This is a genomic window from Streptomyces sp. NPDC059695, assembly GCF_042733785.1.
GTDB lineage: Bacteria > Actinomycetota > Actinomycetes > Streptomycetales > Streptomycetaceae > Streptomyces.
The window spans coordinates 476,273-491,082 of the sequence record NZ_JBHWFF010000002.1 but is presented as its reverse complement, the minus strand read 5'-3'; the positions used below and the strand labels follow the sequence as shown (position 1 = coordinate 491,082).

General features: G+C 72.6%; 15 protein-coding genes. 10 read left to right on the top strand and 5 right to left on the bottom strand.

Going from position 1 to position 14,810, the window contains the following annotated elements:
- Positions 1-143 precede the first annotated feature (143 nt).
- Positions 144-1,307 (top strand): DNA cytosine methyltransferase, encoded by a 1,164-nt coding sequence (locus tag ACFV2S_RS04770; RefSeq protein ID WP_385554232.1) that lies wholly within the window; start codon positions 144-146, stop codon positions 1,305-1,307.
- Here the strand turns inward: ACFV2S_RS04770 and ACFV2S_RS04765 are convergent.
- The 3 genes from ACFV2S_RS04765 to ACFV2S_RS04755 form a co-directional block, all read right to left on the bottom strand.
- The gene (locus ACFV2S_RS04765) at positions 1,304-1,756 is read right to left on the bottom strand and encodes a very short patch repair endonuclease (protein ID WP_385554230.1); all 453 of its coding nucleotides are present in this window, start codon (positions 1,754-1,756) and stop codon (positions 1,304-1,306) included. The genes ACFV2S_RS04770 and ACFV2S_RS04765 overlap by 4 nt on opposite strands.
- Positions 1,753-2,367 carry an HNH endonuclease gene (locus ACFV2S_RS04760; protein ID WP_385554386.1) on the bottom strand — a complete coding sequence of 205 codons (615 nt, stop codon included), beginning with the start codon at positions 2,365-2,367 and terminating at the stop codon, positions 1,753-1,755. The genes ACFV2S_RS04765 and ACFV2S_RS04760 overlap by 4 nt, the downstream gene beginning before the upstream one ends.
- A gap of 355 nt (positions 2,368-2,722) precedes the next feature.
- Positions 2,723-3,718 carry an SEC-C metal-binding domain-containing protein gene (locus ACFV2S_RS04755; RefSeq protein ID WP_385554228.1) on the bottom strand — a complete coding sequence of 332 codons (996 nt, stop codon included), beginning with the start codon at positions 3,716-3,718 and terminating at the stop codon, positions 2,723-2,725.
- Between the two features lie 63 nt (positions 3,719-3,781).
- Here ACFV2S_RS04755 and ACFV2S_RS04750 point away from each other — a divergent pair, with 63 nt between their 5' ends.
- Complete coding sequence (locus ACFV2S_RS04750) at positions 3,782-4,594, top strand: class E sortase (RefSeq protein WP_385554226.1); 813 nt, start codon at positions 3,782-3,784, stop codon at positions 4,592-4,594.
- Here the strand turns inward: ACFV2S_RS04750 and ACFV2S_RS04745 are convergent.
- Positions 4,530-5,927 carry an MFS transporter gene (locus ACFV2S_RS04745; protein ID WP_385554224.1) on the bottom strand — a complete coding sequence of 466 codons (1,398 nt, stop codon included), beginning with the start codon at positions 5,925-5,927 and terminating at the stop codon, positions 4,530-4,532. The two genes, ACFV2S_RS04750 and ACFV2S_RS04745, sit on opposite strands and share 65 nt — an antisense overlap.
- 91 nt (positions 5,928-6,018) lie before the next feature.
- Here ACFV2S_RS04745 and ACFV2S_RS04740 point away from each other — a divergent pair, with 91 nt between their 5' ends.
- From ACFV2S_RS04740 to ACFV2S_RS04720, 5 genes are all read left to right on the top strand, one after another.
- On the top strand, positions 6,019-6,549 hold the full coding sequence (locus ACFV2S_RS04740; RefSeq protein ID WP_385554222.1) for a winged helix-turn-helix transcriptional regulator: 531 nt from the start codon (positions 6,019-6,021) through the stop codon (positions 6,547-6,549).
- Between the two features lie 141 nt (positions 6,550-6,690).
- Complete coding sequence (locus tag ACFV2S_RS04735) at positions 6,691-6,987, top strand: DUF6412 domain-containing protein (protein WP_385554220.1); 297 nt, start codon at positions 6,691-6,693, stop codon at positions 6,985-6,987.
- Positions 6,988-7,084: 97 nt separating this feature from the next.
- The gene (locus ACFV2S_RS04730; protein WP_383786168.1) at positions 7,085-7,807 is read left to right on the top strand and encodes a YidC/Oxa1 family membrane protein insertase; all 723 of its coding nucleotides are present in this window, start codon (positions 7,085-7,087) and stop codon (positions 7,805-7,807) included.
- 281 nt (positions 7,808-8,088) lie between these two features.
- Complete coding sequence (locus ACFV2S_RS04725) at positions 8,089-8,946, top strand: fumarylacetoacetate hydrolase family protein (protein ID WP_329851020.1); 858 nt, start codon at positions 8,089-8,091, stop codon at positions 8,944-8,946.
- Between the two features lie 79 nt (positions 8,947-9,025).
- Positions 9,026-10,570 carry a choice-of-anchor A family protein gene (locus ACFV2S_RS04720; RefSeq protein ID WP_385554217.1) on the top strand — a complete coding sequence of 515 codons (1,545 nt, stop codon included), beginning with the start codon at positions 9,026-9,028 and terminating at the stop codon, positions 10,568-10,570.
- A gap of 7 nt (positions 10,571-10,577) precedes the next feature.
- Here the strand turns inward: ACFV2S_RS04720 and ACFV2S_RS04715 are convergent, their stop codons facing one another.
- Entirely contained in the window at positions 10,578-11,666 is a 1,089-nt protein-coding gene (locus tag ACFV2S_RS04715; protein ID WP_385554215.1) for a Gfo/Idh/MocA family oxidoreductase, read from the bottom strand.
- Positions 11,667-11,743: 77 nt separating this feature from the next.
- Here ACFV2S_RS04715 and ACFV2S_RS04710 point away from each other — a divergent pair, with 77 nt between their 5' ends.
- The 3 genes from ACFV2S_RS04710 to ACFV2S_RS04700 all read left to right on the top strand — a co-directional run bounded on the left by ACFV2S_RS04710 (position 11,744) and on the right by ACFV2S_RS04700 (position 14,727).
- Positions 11,744-12,790: an ROK family protein gene (locus tag ACFV2S_RS04710; RefSeq protein ID WP_385554384.1), complete on the top strand. Its 1,047-nt coding sequence runs from the start codon at positions 11,744-11,746 to the stop codon at positions 12,788-12,790.
- A gap of 255 nt (positions 12,791-13,045) precedes the next feature.
- On the top strand, positions 13,046-13,918 hold the full coding sequence (locus ACFV2S_RS04705) for a hypothetical protein (protein WP_385554213.1): 873 nt from the start codon (positions 13,046-13,048) through the stop codon (positions 13,916-13,918).
- Positions 13,919-13,968: 50 nt separating this feature from the next.
- Positions 13,969-14,727: a GntR family transcriptional regulator gene (locus ACFV2S_RS04700; RefSeq protein WP_383796024.1), complete on the top strand. Its 759-nt coding sequence runs from the start codon at positions 13,969-13,971 to the stop codon at positions 14,725-14,727.
- The last annotated feature ends 83 nt before the right edge of the window (positions 14,728-14,810 follow it).

The following is a 14,810-nucleotide window of genomic DNA, read 5'->3' as shown; positions in this document are numbered from 1 at the left end:
GATGCGACGCTGGTGCGTGAGTGGAAGGAAGGCTGTAGGTGCCACGCGCGGGCCGCCGGCCTGGGAGACTGTAGCGACGCCGGGGATGTCACTGGCGGATGCGACACTTGCGTGTCTGCAGTCAGTCACACCAGGAGGCTTCGATGAGTTCCAGCGGTCAGCCGCTGACGTCGATTGAGATCTGTGCGGGGGCAGGGGGACAGGCTGTTGGCCTGCACCGGGCCGGGTTCCGTCACCTTGCGCTTGTTGAGATTGATACGCACGCAGCGAAGACGCTGGAGCTCAACGTCATCGAGGGGGAGCGCTGGGGAGCAGATGTTGCGGCAGAGTGCGATGTCCTTGAGATGGACGTGACGAAATTCAACCCTGCTGAACATCTCAAGAAGTTCAACGCACGCATGAACCGGTCCATCGAGGAGAAGGAGCTCGGGCTGCTTGCGGGAGGGGTCCCCTGTCCTCCGTTTTCTGTTGCGGGAAAGCAGCTCGGTCGGGATGACGAGCGCGATCTTTTTCCGACAATGCTTGAACTCGTCGAAGAGCTGAAGCCCCGCGCGGTGATGATCGAGAATGTCGCCGGATTGGTCAAGCCGCGGGAGAAATTTTTCGAGTACCGTGAGGAGATCAAGCAGCGTCTTCGTGACGCGAATTATGTGGTTTGCGGCTGGAGGCTGCTTGAGGCCGCGGACTACGGTGTTCCGCAGCTGCGTCCCAGGGCTATTTTGGTTGCCATTCGGGAGGATCAGTACAGAGGGTTTGAGTGGCCGTCCCCCAGGGCGGAACGGGTTACCGTGGCTATGGTTCTTGAGGAATCCATGAAGCGTCGCTTCGTCGATGCCGGTCGCCCTGATGACTTCGACAAGTGGCTGGATGACGCCGGTGCTGGGGGCGTGGCTCCCACGCTCGTCGGCGGGTCTAAGAAGCATGGCGGTGCTGACCTCGGCCCCACTCGAGCCAAAAGAGCCTGGGCTGCGCTCGGTGTGAACGGCATGGGTGTCGCCAATGACGAGCATGAAGTGAACCTGGAGCGAGACCTGGGGAACCCTCAAAAGGGGATCGGCCCCATGCTGACGGTGGAGCAGGCGGCGATGATCCAGGGATTCCCGGGTAAGGGCGAGTGGGAGTTCGCCGGACGGAAGACCGCGCGGTACCGCCAGGTGGGTAACGCCTTCCCTCCGCTTGTAGCCGAGGCCGTGGGTCGTGCGATCAAGGAAGCTCTCGAACGACAGGGTGCTGTGCTCGCCCCGCCCGTTGGGGACCTGGAGCCCGACGGCACGACCTGGGAGTCGGCTCAGAGCACCCTTGCTTAAGTCGTCTGCCGCCTTCTGGTAACGGTTCGCGCGATCTCAGCAGCGCACTCCTGCGCTGCTGAGTGTTCCCAGAAGCGGAGCACCAGCCAGCCGGCGTCCGTGAGCTGCTGATCGGTATCACGATCCCGGGCCATATTCCCTTCGACCTTCTTCGACCAGTAGCCGGAGTTGGTTTTGGGCGGAACATAGTGCTCGGGGCAGCCGTGCCAATAGCAGCCGTCGACGAAGACGGCCACCTTCGCCGGACGGAAGACCATGTCTGCAGTCCGGTGAAGAGCCGGAAGGGGCCTGGCTGCTACCCGGTAGCGGAATCCCTGGGCATGGACGAGTCGGCGGATCAGCTGCTCGGGTTTGGTGTCCCTGCTCCGGATGGCCTGCATATTGCGGCGCCGTGCAGCGGACGATGCCCAGGATCCTTCTGGCGGCACCCACGGTGCCGGGCTGCTCACGTTTCTCTCTCTGAAGCGTTCATGGTTTGTGATTCCAGGCGTCGGGCCAGCTTGCGTGCGTGCTCCATTCTGGCGATCGCCGCTTTAGGGCCGCCAAGCGGCCAAGGTTCCCAGCTGTCCAATCGGTAGAACGAGAGCGAACGCCGGCCTTCTTTTCGTCTCGAATTCTTTATTTTCCAGCCTAGCGCTCGAAGCTCCCGCATGCGCTTCGTCGGATCGCCGTGGTTTTCTTCACGCGCGACGAGCGCTATGAGCTCTCTGGGTACCTCTATGCCCTCCAGGGCCTTCAGCAGCTCACCGATCCGAAGGTGGGCGTCGGGGAGGCTGAGTGAGACGCGCAGCGCCTCGGCATTCTGCTCATGGCTGGAGAAGAGGGCCTGCTTGGCGTGGTTGTCCTCTTCGCACAGCGGCTGGAGGTTGTCGGCTTCGTTCGAGCCGCCGAGGTCAAGTGGGATCTTGTGGTCGATCACCAGCTTTACGTGGTCATCCTTGGGAGTCCGTCCGCAGGCTGCGCAGCGGTATCCGTATGTGTGCAGCGTAAGTGCCCGGTCGGAAGCCCGTGGAGTCTTTCGTGCCGTTCGCTGATCAGCTGCGGGGTGCCAGCCCCGCATCATATAGGTAAAGCGCTGGCGGTGATCAGGATCTCGGACTGCCGGAACCAGGAAATAAGTTCGCAGAGAGCGAAGTCGCCGGTCCAGCTGGAGATTGGACTTTCCGGTCAGTACGTGAACACGCTCCCTGATCTCTCCCATGGTGAGCGGTACGCTCCGCGCGTTGTAGAGCACGCCGTAGACCGTGCGGGTTTCCGCGTCGGAGACCAAGCTGTGGAGCTCGGGGCTGTCTGGGAGAGGAAGAGGGCGGTTCTCGGGCGCGGGAGTCATGACGTCCAGTGGTTTCAGAGGCTGGCAAGGACGACGCCATCATTGCCGACGACGGGTGCTACTGGACAAGGCGTCTGGCGTTGTCTCACTCCGCCCCGTGGCACTCCCCATAAGTCCTCCCCGACCCGCACCAGCATTCCGCGCCGCGGAGTGGGGGCCAGGCTGTTGCGCGGGCTCGGGCTGCCAGGGTTGTGGTGTATTGGGGGAGGAGGTCCGCGTTCGAGGGGGAGGTGGATTCCGAGGCGGCGAAGGCTTCGTACGAGGGGACCGTCGCTCGGACGATGCCCAGGTTCGGGGTGCCGGCGGCCGCCAGTTCGCGGAGGGACGCCTCGATGTCCGTCAGGTGCGCCCGGTACGTGGGGTACTCCGCCTCCAGTTCCGGGTACGCCGCGAGCAGTTCGTCCAGTTCCGGCTCCAGCCAGTGCAGGACCGCCACCGGGAACGGCCGGGAGAGCGCCGTGCGGTAGGTGCCCAGTTCCGAGCGGAGCCGGGTGATCTCGGCCTGGAGTTCCGCCGGGTCCGAGGAGCCGAGCGACCACAGGCGCTTCGGGTCGTGCAGTTCGTCGAGGCCGACCGTGCCGGTGTGCAGGCGGTCCGCCCGGGCGTCCCAGTCGTCGTGCGGCAGCGCCAGCATCCTGCGGATCCGGTGCCGGGTCGTGAGCAGGGACTGGGTGGCGTGGGGGAGGTCCTCCGGGGTCACCAGGAGCGTCGCCGCCTCCGTCAGCGTCGACTCCGCCGCCTCCAGTTCGTCGTGCGCCTCCAGCGTCTCCGCCGTGATCTGCCAGGCCGCCGCGTCCTCGGGCTTGGCGCGCCGGACGCCGTCGATGATCGCCCTGGCCTCGGCCTCGTGCCCGTACTCCCACAGGTTCGCCGCCTTCAGCGCCCTGATCAGGTGCGGGTTGGCCGGCTCCCCGGCGAGGAGCGTGTCGTAGAGCGCCGTGGCGCCCGGGCGGTCGCCCGCGAGCTCCCGGTGGGCGGCGGCCTGGAGGTACAGGGGCTCCCGGTCTCCGGGGTACTGCTCCGCGGTGCGCAGCAGACGCTCGGCTTCGGTGGTGTGGGCGGCAGGCGTGTCGGGGCGCATGCCCTCCACCGTACTGCTGTACGGGCCTGGAGAGTTGGCGCCTCAGCGCTTATCGTGCCCCGCGTGCGGGCCAGGGTGGGGCAGCGGGTGCCGGTCGTCGTCCAGACGGGAGGACGATCTCGTACGGGCGCCCGCGCGCTGTGGCTGGGCGCGGAGACCGTCGTCACCTGCGGGGTTCTCCTCCTGCTTCTCGTGGTCCATCAGCTCTGGTGGACCAATCGGGAGGCCCGCGCCGAGGCCCTCGGCCAGGTGCGCGTCCTGGAGAGGGAGTGGGACATCTCTCCCGCGGCCGAGCCGGGGACGGCGGACGGCTCCGGGGCGGTGGCCGAGTCCGACGGGCCTGAGGCCGGGGACGCGTCCGGGGCGGGTGCCGGGGCCGGGAGGCCGGCCTCCGGGAGGCCCACTGCCGCGCCTTCCCCCTCCGCCGCCTTCGCCGTCCTCCGGATCCCCCGGCTCGGGCTCAGCGTTCCCGTCGCCGAGGGCGTCTCCAAGCGGTCCGTCCTCGACAAGGGGTACGCCGGGCACTACCCCGGCACCGCCGGGCCGGGGAGCGTGGGCAACTTCGCGCTCGCCGGGCACCGGAACACGCACGGGGAGCCCTTCCGGTACATCAACCGGCTCGGGGAGGGGGACGAGATCCTCGTGCGCACGCGCGCGCGTACCTATGTCTATCGGGTCGATCTCGTCCTGGGATCCACCTCGCCGCGGGACGTCGGGGTCATCCGGGCCGTGCCCCGGTCCCTCGTCAAGCCTTCGTACGGGTACTCCGTCCCCGGGGCCTATCTCACCCTCACCACCTGCACGCCCGAGTTCACCAGTACCTACCGGCTCGTCGTCTGGGCGAAGCTGGTGTCGACCGCCCCAGGGCGAGGGTGAGCGCCCCGCCCGTGAGGGCCAGGGCGGCCGAGACGAGCAGGGCCGTGTCCGGGCCGGTCGTCACCAGGGCCAGCGTCAGGGCCACGCCGGCCGAGGAGCCGATGTAGCGGGCGGTGTTGTTCGCGCCCGAGCCCATCGCCGCCCGCTCCGGCGGCACCGAGTCCACCGCGAGCCGGGGCAGTGCCGCGTTCAGGAGGCCGCTGCCCGCGCCCGCCACCACGAGGCCCGGGAGGAGCCGGGGCCAGGGGCCGTCCAGGGACCCGAGGAGGGCGAGGACGCCCGCCGCCGACAGGACGAATCCGAGGGTCAGCTGGTACGCGGCGGAGAGCCGGCCCGCGAGCCGGCGGGCCTGCAGGGCGGCCACGAACGCGGTGCCCGACCAGAGGAGGAACAGCGCCGCCGCCCCCAGCGGCGACATCCCGGCCCCGCCCTGGAGCAGTGCGGGCACCACGCTGAAGAGGCCGATCACCGCCAGGCCCGTGAACAGCGCCCCGAGCGTCGACGCCAGGAACGCGGGCCTGCGCAGCAGCGCCAGGTCGATCATGGGCGTACGGCTCCGGTGCTCGACCGCCACGAACAGTGCCGTCAGGACGGCGGAGGCGAGCGCGAGCAGGGCGACCGGGGGGCGCAGCCAGCCGTCCCGGCCGAGGGTGAGGGCGGTGAGCAGTGCCGTCAGGGCCAGGCCGAGGGCCAGCGCTCCCGCCACGTCCGGCCGGGGCGCGGCCGGGAGCCTCTCCTCCCGTGCCAGGGTCCGGGTCCCCGCGGCGGCGGTGGCCAGGGCCGCCGCTCCCAGCGCGGCGTAGGCCAGGCGCCAGTCGGCCAGGCTCAGCGCGCCCGCGAGGAGCGGGCCGAGGGCGATGCCGCCGCTGACCGACGCGCCCCAGATCCCGGTGGCCCTGATCCGGTCCCGGCCCGCCGGATAGGCCTGGGCCAGGAGGCCGAGGCTGCCCGCGAGGACCGCCGCGCTCGCCGCGCCCTGGGCGATCCGGGCCAGGGTGAAGGTGAGCGTCGAGCCGGCGAGGGCGCCGAGCGCGGTGGTGAGGCCGAGGGCGAGGGTGCCGAGCAGGAACACCCGGCGCCGCCCGTGCGCGTCGGCGAGGCTGCCGGCCACGAGGAGGAGGACGGCCAGACCGAGCGGGGTGCCGTTGAGCAGCCAGGCCCGCGCCGAGGCCGGGGTGCCGAAGGCGGCGGCCATGGCGGGCAGGGTCAGCATCGGGGCGGTGTAGTTCATCAGCGCGACCGCGGTGGCGGCGGCCGTGACGGCGAGGGTGGCCCGGGGGCGTCCGGCGGGCGCGGGTGGCGCGGTGCGGGCCGTGGCGGCGAGCTGGGGCATGGCAGGAACCTCCACCCGGTCGGTTCGGTGAATGAACCCAGCCTAGCAGTGAGGTTCGTTCAATGAACCTTGAATCGGTACGATGGATCCCATGGCCCTCGGCAAGGACTACTCCCACCAGCAGTGCTCCATCGCCCGCGCCCTGGAGGTCGTCGGCGAGCGCTGGACCCTGCTCGTCGTCCGCGACGCCTTCTACGGAGTCCGCCGCTACAACGACTTCCTCCTCCACCTCGGCATCCCCCGCGCCGTCCTCGCCGCCCGCCTCCAGGCCCTCGTCGACGCGGGCGTCCTCGACCGGCGGCGCTACCAGGAGTCGCCCCCGCGCGACGAGTACGTGCTCACCGCGCGCGGCCTGGCCCTCTGGCCCGTCCTGCGCTCGCTCGGCGCCTGGGGCCGTGCCGAGGTCCCCGGAGCCGTACCGCTGCGCCACTTCCACCACGCCGACTGCGGGACCGAACTCGGCCCGTACGGCGAGTGCCCGTCCTGCCGTGTCCCCGTACCGCTCGGCGACGTCGAGATGCGGCCCGGCGCCGGGCTCGACCCGGACCCCGCCGATCCCGTCAGCCGCGCCCTCCTCCGGCCCCGCCGCCTCCTCGTCCCCCTGGAGCACACGGGTTCCTGAGCAGCGGACGCGCGGGCCCGGAGACGCGCGGGAGTACAGTCGTACGGAAAAGTCGTGAACGTCGTGGACGCGCGCGGGAACTTCCGGGTCTTCCCGGGCGTCCTCCTCGTGAGGCACGCGGCAGGTGAAGGAGGTGGCGGAATGGCGATCAGGGCCCTGGTCCTGCGCATCGTCGCGCCGCTGTTCTTCCTCCTCGCCCTCGCCGACCTCCTCCTCTCCGACGGCGCGAGCCTCTCCGCCGCCGTCGCCCTCGCCGCGACCGGCGTCGTCTGCGCCCTCTTCGGCGCGCGTACGGCCCCCGCCGTACCGCCCACCGCCGTGCGCACGGCCATCCGCGACCGCGAGCGGCGCACCGCCTTCCTCCCCCAGCGCGACCCCGACGCCGCAGGGCGCCGCAGACCCCGCGCTCCCGGCCGTCCCCTCCCGACGGCCGCGTAGGGAGCCCGTACCACCCGTACCGAGCACACCCCTTCCGCGGACCCGTCATGCCGATTTCTCCTGCTTCCGGCACGACGAGACCCCACGGAGGGCTCCCTTGAACGTCTTCGCTTCCCTGGTCGAGCGACTCGCCGACCTGCTCCAGCCGCTCTTCGCCACCACCGCCACGGCCGCCGCGATCGTCCTCTTCACCCTGCTCGTGCGGCTCGCGGTCCACCCGCTGTCCCGCGCCGCCGCCCGCGGCCAGAAGGCCCGCACCCGGCTCGCCCCGCAGCTCGCCGAGCTCCGCAAGAAGCACGCCAAGAACCCCGAGCGGATGCAGAAGGCGATCATGGAGCTGCACGCCCGGGAGAAGGTCTCGCCGCTCGCCGGCTGCCTGCCGAGCCTGCTCCAGGCGCCCGCGTTCTTCCTGATGTACCACCTCTTCTCCAGCGGGCGGATGTCCGGGCACAGCCTCTTCGCCGCCCCGCTCGGCGACCACTACGCCGACGCGCTCGCCGACGGGGGCGTCTTCGGCCCGTCCGGCCTGGTCTACCTCGCGCTCTTCGCGATCGTCGCCGCCGTCGCCACGTACAACTACCTCCGGGCCCGCCGCCAGTCCGCCGCGGTCGTCGTCGAGCCCGGCCAGCCGGGGGCCGCGATGGCCGCGGGCATGGCCCGGTTCATGCCGCTGCTCTCCTTCGCGACCCTGATCTCGGTCGCGGTCGTGCCGCTGGCCGCCGCGCTCTACATCGTCACCAGCACCACGTGGGCCGCCGTCGAGCGCGCCTTCCTCTACCGGGACATGCCGGCGGCGGCGACCCTGGCCACGGCCGTCTGAGGGCCGGGAGCGCCTCAAGAGGGGCCCGGGAGTGCCTCGGCCGGGGCCTGGAGCGCCTCGGCGGGGGGACCCCGAGCGCCTCGGCCGGGGGACCCCGAGCGCCTCGGCCGGGGGACCCCAGGCGCCCGGTTACTCGCGCGTAAGGGTCCAGTGTGTGAACGGGGTCTTGCAGAGTGACCCATTGTCTTGGAGGATCGACCAATCCTCCGATGGCCGCACTCCATCGGCCGGGGCACCTCAGGGCCCTCCCCCGGGCCCTCCTCGACCACAGGGAGAAGACCATGAAGCTGCTGCGTGTCGGCCCGCCGGGAGCCGAACGTCCCGCCCTGCTCGACCAGGACGGAACGCTCCGCGACCTGTCCGCCCTGGTCGACGACATCGACGGCAGTCTGCTCGCCGACGCCTCCGCCCTCGACCGCGTCCGCGGCGCGGCGGCCGCCGGCGTGCTGCCCGCGCTCGACGCCACCGGGCTGCGCGTCGGCCCGCCGGTCGCCCGGATCGGCAAGGTCGTGTGCATCGGGCTGAACTACCACGGGCACGCCGCCGAGACCGGCCAGGCCACCCCCGCCGAGCCCGTCGTCTTCCTCAAGGCCGCCGACACCGTCGTCGGCCCCGACGACACCGTGCTCGTACCCCGCGGCTCGGTGAAGACCGACTGGGAGGTCGAGCTCGCGATCGTGATCGGCCGCACCGCCCGCTACCTGGAGACCGACGAGCAGGCCCTCGCGCACGTCGCCGGGTACGCGGTCGCCCACGACGTCTCCGAGCGCGAGTTCCAGATCGAGCGCGGCGGCACCTGGGACAAGGGCAAGAACTGCGAGACCTTCAACCCGCTCGGCCCCTGGCTCGTCACCGCGGACGAGGTGCCGGACCCGCAGGACCTCGGCCTGAAGCTGTGGGTCAACGGCGAGCTCAAGCAGGACGGCCACACCTCGGACCAGATCTTCCCGGTCGCCGAGGTGGTCCGGTACGTCAGCCGGTTCATGACCCTGTACCCGGGCGACATCATCAACACCGGCACGCCCGCGGGCGTCGCCATGGGGCAGCCGGAGCCCAAGCCGTACCTGCGCCCCGGTGACGTCGTCGAGCTGGAGGTCGAGGGCCTCGGCCGGCAGCGGCAGGAGCTCAAGGGCGCCTGACGGGTCCCGGGCAGGAAAGCGGCGGCGCCCCCGCGTGGGGCGTCGCCTTTTTCGTCATCTTTTTTGCATATTGCCCGATATGGAGAGAATCTCGTACGAGCGGCGGCGCGACCGGCGCCGCCTCGCCCTCATCGCCGCGTCCACGGTCGGGGCCACCGCCCTCGTCGGCGTGCTCGCGGTCACGGGCCACGCCGACCCCCTGCCCGGCGGCCTCGGCCCCTGCAAGCCCGGCAACTGCCCGGCGACCTACCCGGACGACAACGGCAGCGGCCCCGTCACCCACCGCGACAACAACATCAACGTCTTCGTCGGCGGCGACTTCCTCGTCCGGGAGTCCGCCGCCGAGGCCGAGGGCAAGGTCGTCGTCCTCGGCAGCTTCGACCAGAACAAGAAGCAGGGCGTCTCCGCCGTCTACAACGTCGGCGTCGCCGGTGTCGGCTCGCGCGTCCCGCCCGACGACGGCACCGACTTCCTCACCGTCGGCGAGGACCTGACGGTCGCCGCCCAGCAGCGCCTGCTCGCCGAGGAGGGCACGGTCCATGGCGTCGTACGGTACGGGGGCGCCCTCTCCGGGACCGTGAGCCCGGCCCCGGTCCACGACACCGCCGCCGCCGACCCGTACAAGGCGCTCCGCGGGCAGCTCACCGACGCCAGCCACTGCTACGCGTACGTGAACGGGGCCTCCCGCACGCCCACCGGCACCGCCGTCAACAACAACTACGAGACGCTCTTCACGGGGGACGGCACCTCGGCGCTCCAGGTCTTCAACGTCTCCTTCGACCTGGAGTCGGCGAGCGGCGGCCAGCAGGGCATCCGCTTCACCGGGATCCCGGCCGGCGCGACGGTCCTCGTCAACCTCCTCGGCGCGGACCGCACCGTCGACTCGTACATCGACCAGCTGCCGGACGGCCTGCGCGAGCGGGTCCTGTGGAACGTCCCGGACGCCACGAAGGTCACCTTCAAGGGCGGGGCCCAGTTCGCGGGCAGCGTGCTCGTCGGCAACCAGGCCAGTACGACGACGGTGACGATGCCCGGCATGAACGGCCGCTTCTTCACCACCGGCAACCTGACCCACAGCTCGGAGGCCACCGGGGGCGGGGGGCAGGAGATCCACGCCTATCCGTTCAACGGCGACCTGCCGTCGTGCACGGACCCGACGCCGACCCCCACGCCGACGCCGACGGATCCGACGCCCACGCCCACGGACCCCACCCCGACGGAGCCGACGCCCACCCCCACCGACCCGACCCCGACACCCACCGACCCCACGAGCGGAGGCTCGACGGACGGCGGTTCATCGGACGGCGGCTGGACCACCGGAGGCTCGACGGACGGCGGATCCACGGACGGCGGCTGGACCACCGGCGGGTCCTCCACCGGCGGGTCCTCCACCGGCGGGTCCTCCATCGGTGGGTCGTCCGGCGGCAGCGGCTCCGGCGGCGGTGACTCCGGCTACGGCGACAGCGGCTACGGCGACTCCGGCGGCCACCACGGCCCGGACGGCGAGCTCTCCGAGACCGGCGCCGGCACCGGGAAGCTCGTCATGGGCGCCACCGCGATCGCCCTCGGCCTCGGCGGCGGCGCGCTCGTGCTGATCGGGCGCCGACGCGGGCGCAGGGGCTGACCGCCCGTCAGAGGGTGACCACGCGGCCCTCGCGGGCCGAGAGCCGCGCCGCCTCCAGGACCTCCAGGGCGGCGGCCGCCTCGTGCGCGGTGACCGGGTTCTCCCCGGTGCCGCGCACGGCGGCGGCGACGGACGCGTAGTACGCCGGGTAGTCGCCGGGCAGGGACTCCACCGGAAGGCCGCCGCCCGTCATCGGCGACTCCCCGGCGCCGATCCGGCCCCACAGCTGCTCCGGCTCGGCACCCCAGACGACGCCGGGTCCGGGCCGCAGTCCCTCGCGGAGGGCGGCCTCCTGGGGGTCGAGCCCGTACTTCACGAAGCCCGCGCTCTGCCCGAGCACCCGGAAGCGGGGGCCGAGCTGGGCGGTCGTGGCGCTCACGTACAGGTGGGAGCGGACCCCGTTCGCGTGGGTGAGTGCGAGGAAGGTGTCGTCGTCGGCCTCGGCGCCCGGCCGGCGCACGTCCGACTCGGCGTACACCGAGACCACCGGGCCGAAGAGCACGAGGGCCTGGTCGACGACGTGGCTGCCCAGGTCGTAGAGGAGCCCGCCGATCTCCTCCGGCGCGCCGGACTCGCGCCAGCCGCCCTTGGGGCGCGGGCGCCACCGCTCGAAGCGGGACTCGAAGCGCTGGACCTCGCCCAGCGCGCCCTCGTCGAGGAGACGGCGCAGCGTGCGGAAGTCGTTGTCCCAGCGGCGGTTCTGGAAGACGGAGAGGAGGAGGCCGCGCTCCTCGGCGAGGGCGGCCAGCGCGCGGGCCTCGGCGGCGGTCCCGGCGAGCGGCTTGTCGACGACGACGGGGAGACCGGCCTCCAGGGCGGCGGTGGCGACGGCGACGTGCGTCTTGTTGGGGGAGGCGACGACGACCAGGTCCAGCTCCCCGGCCCCTTCCGCCCAGAGCTCCTCGGGGCGGGCGGCGACCCGGACGCCGGGGTGGGCGGTCCGGGCCTCGGCGGCCCGCTCGGGGTTGCCGGTGGTGACGGCGGCGAGGACCAGGTCCTCGGAGGCGGCGATCAGCGGGGCGTGGAAGACGGAGCCCGCGAGGCCGTAGCCGACGAGTCCGACGCGGAGCGGGGTGCGGGGGCCGGTGCCAGTCATGCGCCCCACTTAAGCAACGCTGTTGCCAAAGTGCAAGCGACGGCCACAATGGGGGAGTGAGGAATGACCTGGTGGGAGTGAACGTACCGGCCCTGCGCAGCCACAACACGGCGCTCGTGCTCGACCTGCTGCGCACGGCGGGCGGGCACGGCATCAGCCGTCTGGAGCTGGCCGAGCGGACCGGGCTCACCCCGCAGGCCGTCAGCAAGATCACCGCGCGGCTCCGGGCCGAGGGCCTCGCCGCGGAGGCCGGGCACCGCGCCTCGACCGGCGGCAAGCCCCGTACGGTCCTGCGCCTGGAGCCCTCCGCCGCGCACGCCGTCGGCGTCCACCTCGACCGCGACGAGCTGACGGCCCTCCTGACCGACCTCGCGGGCTCGGTCCTGGAGGTCCGCCGCCGCCCGGTGGACCTGGGGGCGGGGGCGGGACCCGTCCTGGACGCGGTGACGGAGGAGGCGGGCGCGCTGCTCGAGCTGCTCCCGCCCGGTGGGACCGTGCTCGGCGCCGGGGTCGCCATGCCCGGGCCGCTGGACCACCGGGCCGGGGTGCCGGGCCGGGTCACCGGCTTCCCCGAGTGGGCCGGGCATCCCGTGCGGGACGAGCTGGCGGCGCGCCTCGGGCTGCCCGTCGTCCTCGACAAGGACACCAACGCCGCCGCCCTCGGCCTCGCCCTGCGCCCGTCGGCCCCCGCCTCCTTCTCCTACGTCCACCTCGGTACGGGGCTGGGCGCGGGTCTCGTCCTCGGCGGCGCGCCGCTACGGGGGGACAGGACGGGTGCGGGCGAGCTCGGCCACCAGACCGTGCAGCTCGACGGACCGCCGTGCGGCTGCGGCGGGCGCGGCTGTCTGGAGGTCCTGTGCCTCGCGGCCGTCGCGCGCGGAGAACTCGCCGGAGCCGCGCGGATCCTGGGCGCGGGCGCGGCCAACCTCGTCCGGCTCCTCGACATCGACCAGGTCCTGCTGGGCGGGCGGGTGGTGCTCGCCGACCCGGAGGTCTTCGCGGACGGGGTGCGGCAGGTGCTGACCGGTCTGGGCCTGACGGCGACGGTGGGGCTCGCGACCGGACGGGACGCGGTGGCGGAGGGCGCGGCGTGGCTGACCCTGGCCCCGGTCTTCGGGAAGTGACGGGCCCCTGGCCTGGGGAAGGGGCCTCGGTCTTCGGGAAGTGACGGGCCCCGGTCTTCGGGAAGTGACGGCCGGGGCTCCCGGCGGCGTGACCGTCAAAGCTCGGCCTACTGTCCGATCATCGGAAAGTAGGCCGATCGGACGGATTCTCGCCCTCCGCGGGTGTCTTCCCTGTGTCGCTGCCCCGCCCGCCCCCGCCCGCGTGGCAGCGTCGCCGCCGTCCCCACGTCCGCGAGCAGCAAAGGCACCCGCCCCATGGCACCCGCCCCCCTGCGCCCGCGCCGCCGGCTTCACGGCGTCCGCGCCGTGACCGTGGCCGCCGCGGCCACCGCTGCCACCGCCCCCCTCGCGGTCGCCGCCCCCGCCTTCGCCGTCCCCGCGCCCGACCCGCCCGCGCCCACCTGCGGAACCCCGGCCGGCGGGGGCTTCCCGCTGGACACCCGGATCCACGGCGGACCGGCCGACTATCCGGCGGGCGGCCCCTTCCAGGCCTGGAAGCTCGACCTCACGAACACCACCGACGCCCCCTGCTCGGACGTCCACCCGGTGCTCGTCCTCACCGACCGCGACCGCGCCCTGCGCCCGGAGCAGATCCGCTTCGAGTTCTACGACGCCGGTTCGGCGCGCTGGCGCCCGGTGTCCTTCGAGTCGACGGAGGAGGCCGAGAACGTGGGCGCGTTCACCGGCTTCGGCGGCTTCGCGGTGCCCGCGGGCCGGACCCTCACCGTCCCCGTGCGCCTGACGTTCGAGGCGGAGACGGCACCCGACGAGGTCGTCGTCAACGCGGCGGTCGTGCAGCGCAGGGGCGAGGACGGCGACTGGATCGGCGAGTCCGGCGACTACCGCCTCACCGTGGGCCCCGCCGGGCGGGTCGCCCCCACCGCACCTGACACACCCGCCCCGGCCGACCCGTCGGCGCCGCCCGGCAAGGCGGTCCGTCCGCCGGCGCCGACCGCGCCCGCCACCGGGAGCGCGGAGGTCCCCGCGGGCCTCGCGCAGGACCCCGAACTGGCCAGTACGGGACGGGAGTCGGAGACCTCCGCGTGGGTCGCGGGCCCGCTCGCCGCCGGCCTCGTGCTGCTCGGCGCGCTCCTCGTGCGGGCCGCCCGGCGACCCCGGCACCGCTGAGCCATGCTCCGTACACCTGCGCGTTCATCCCCGTCTGCGACCATCCCCGGATGAACTACCAGACCAGCCCCGGCGCCCCCGTCCGCTCCGGCATCCCCGAGCACGGCCGCGTCCCCAAGTACTACGCCGTCAAGGCGAAGATCGCCGTGATGGTCGACGAGCTGGGGGAGGGCGGGCTGCTGCCCACCGAGCGCGATCTCGCCGTCCGGTACGAGGTCTCCCGCGAGACCGTCCGGCAGGCGCTGCGCGAACTCCTCCTGGAGGGGCGGCTGCGCCGTCAGGGCCGGGGCACGGTCGTCGCGGGTCCCAAGCTGGAGCAGCCCCTCTCGCTCGCGAGCTACACGGAGGGCGTGCGCCGCCAGGGCCGCCGGCCCGGCCGCAGTCTGATCTCGCTCGACCGCTTCCCCTGCCCGGAGGCGCTCGCCCCCGAGGTCGGCGCCGAACGCGGCGAGCCCGTCTGGCACATGGAGCGCGTGCTGCTCGCCGACGACGAGCGGGTCGGCCTGGAGAGCACGTACGTCTCGGAGGCCCGCGCCCCGCGCCTGGACGCCGAGTTCGATCCGGACTCCTCCTTCTACGCCTACCTCCACGACCGGCTCGGCATCGCGTTCGGCGACGCCGACGAGCGCATCGAGACCGTCCTCGCGACCCCGCGCGAGGCCCTGCTCATCGGCACGCCGCCGGCGCTGCCGATGCTGCTGCTCCACCGCGTCTCCCGGGACACGGCCGGGCGGCCCCTGGAGCGGGTCCGCACGCTCTACCGGGGCGACCGGTTCAGTTTCACCACGCATCTGGGGCGGCAGGGCTGACCGCCGGGCACTCCAGAAGCATCACGGAACGGTAACGGGTCTGGTCCAAGCTTGTCGGGCCGTTCACCGTCCCGTCGCCCACC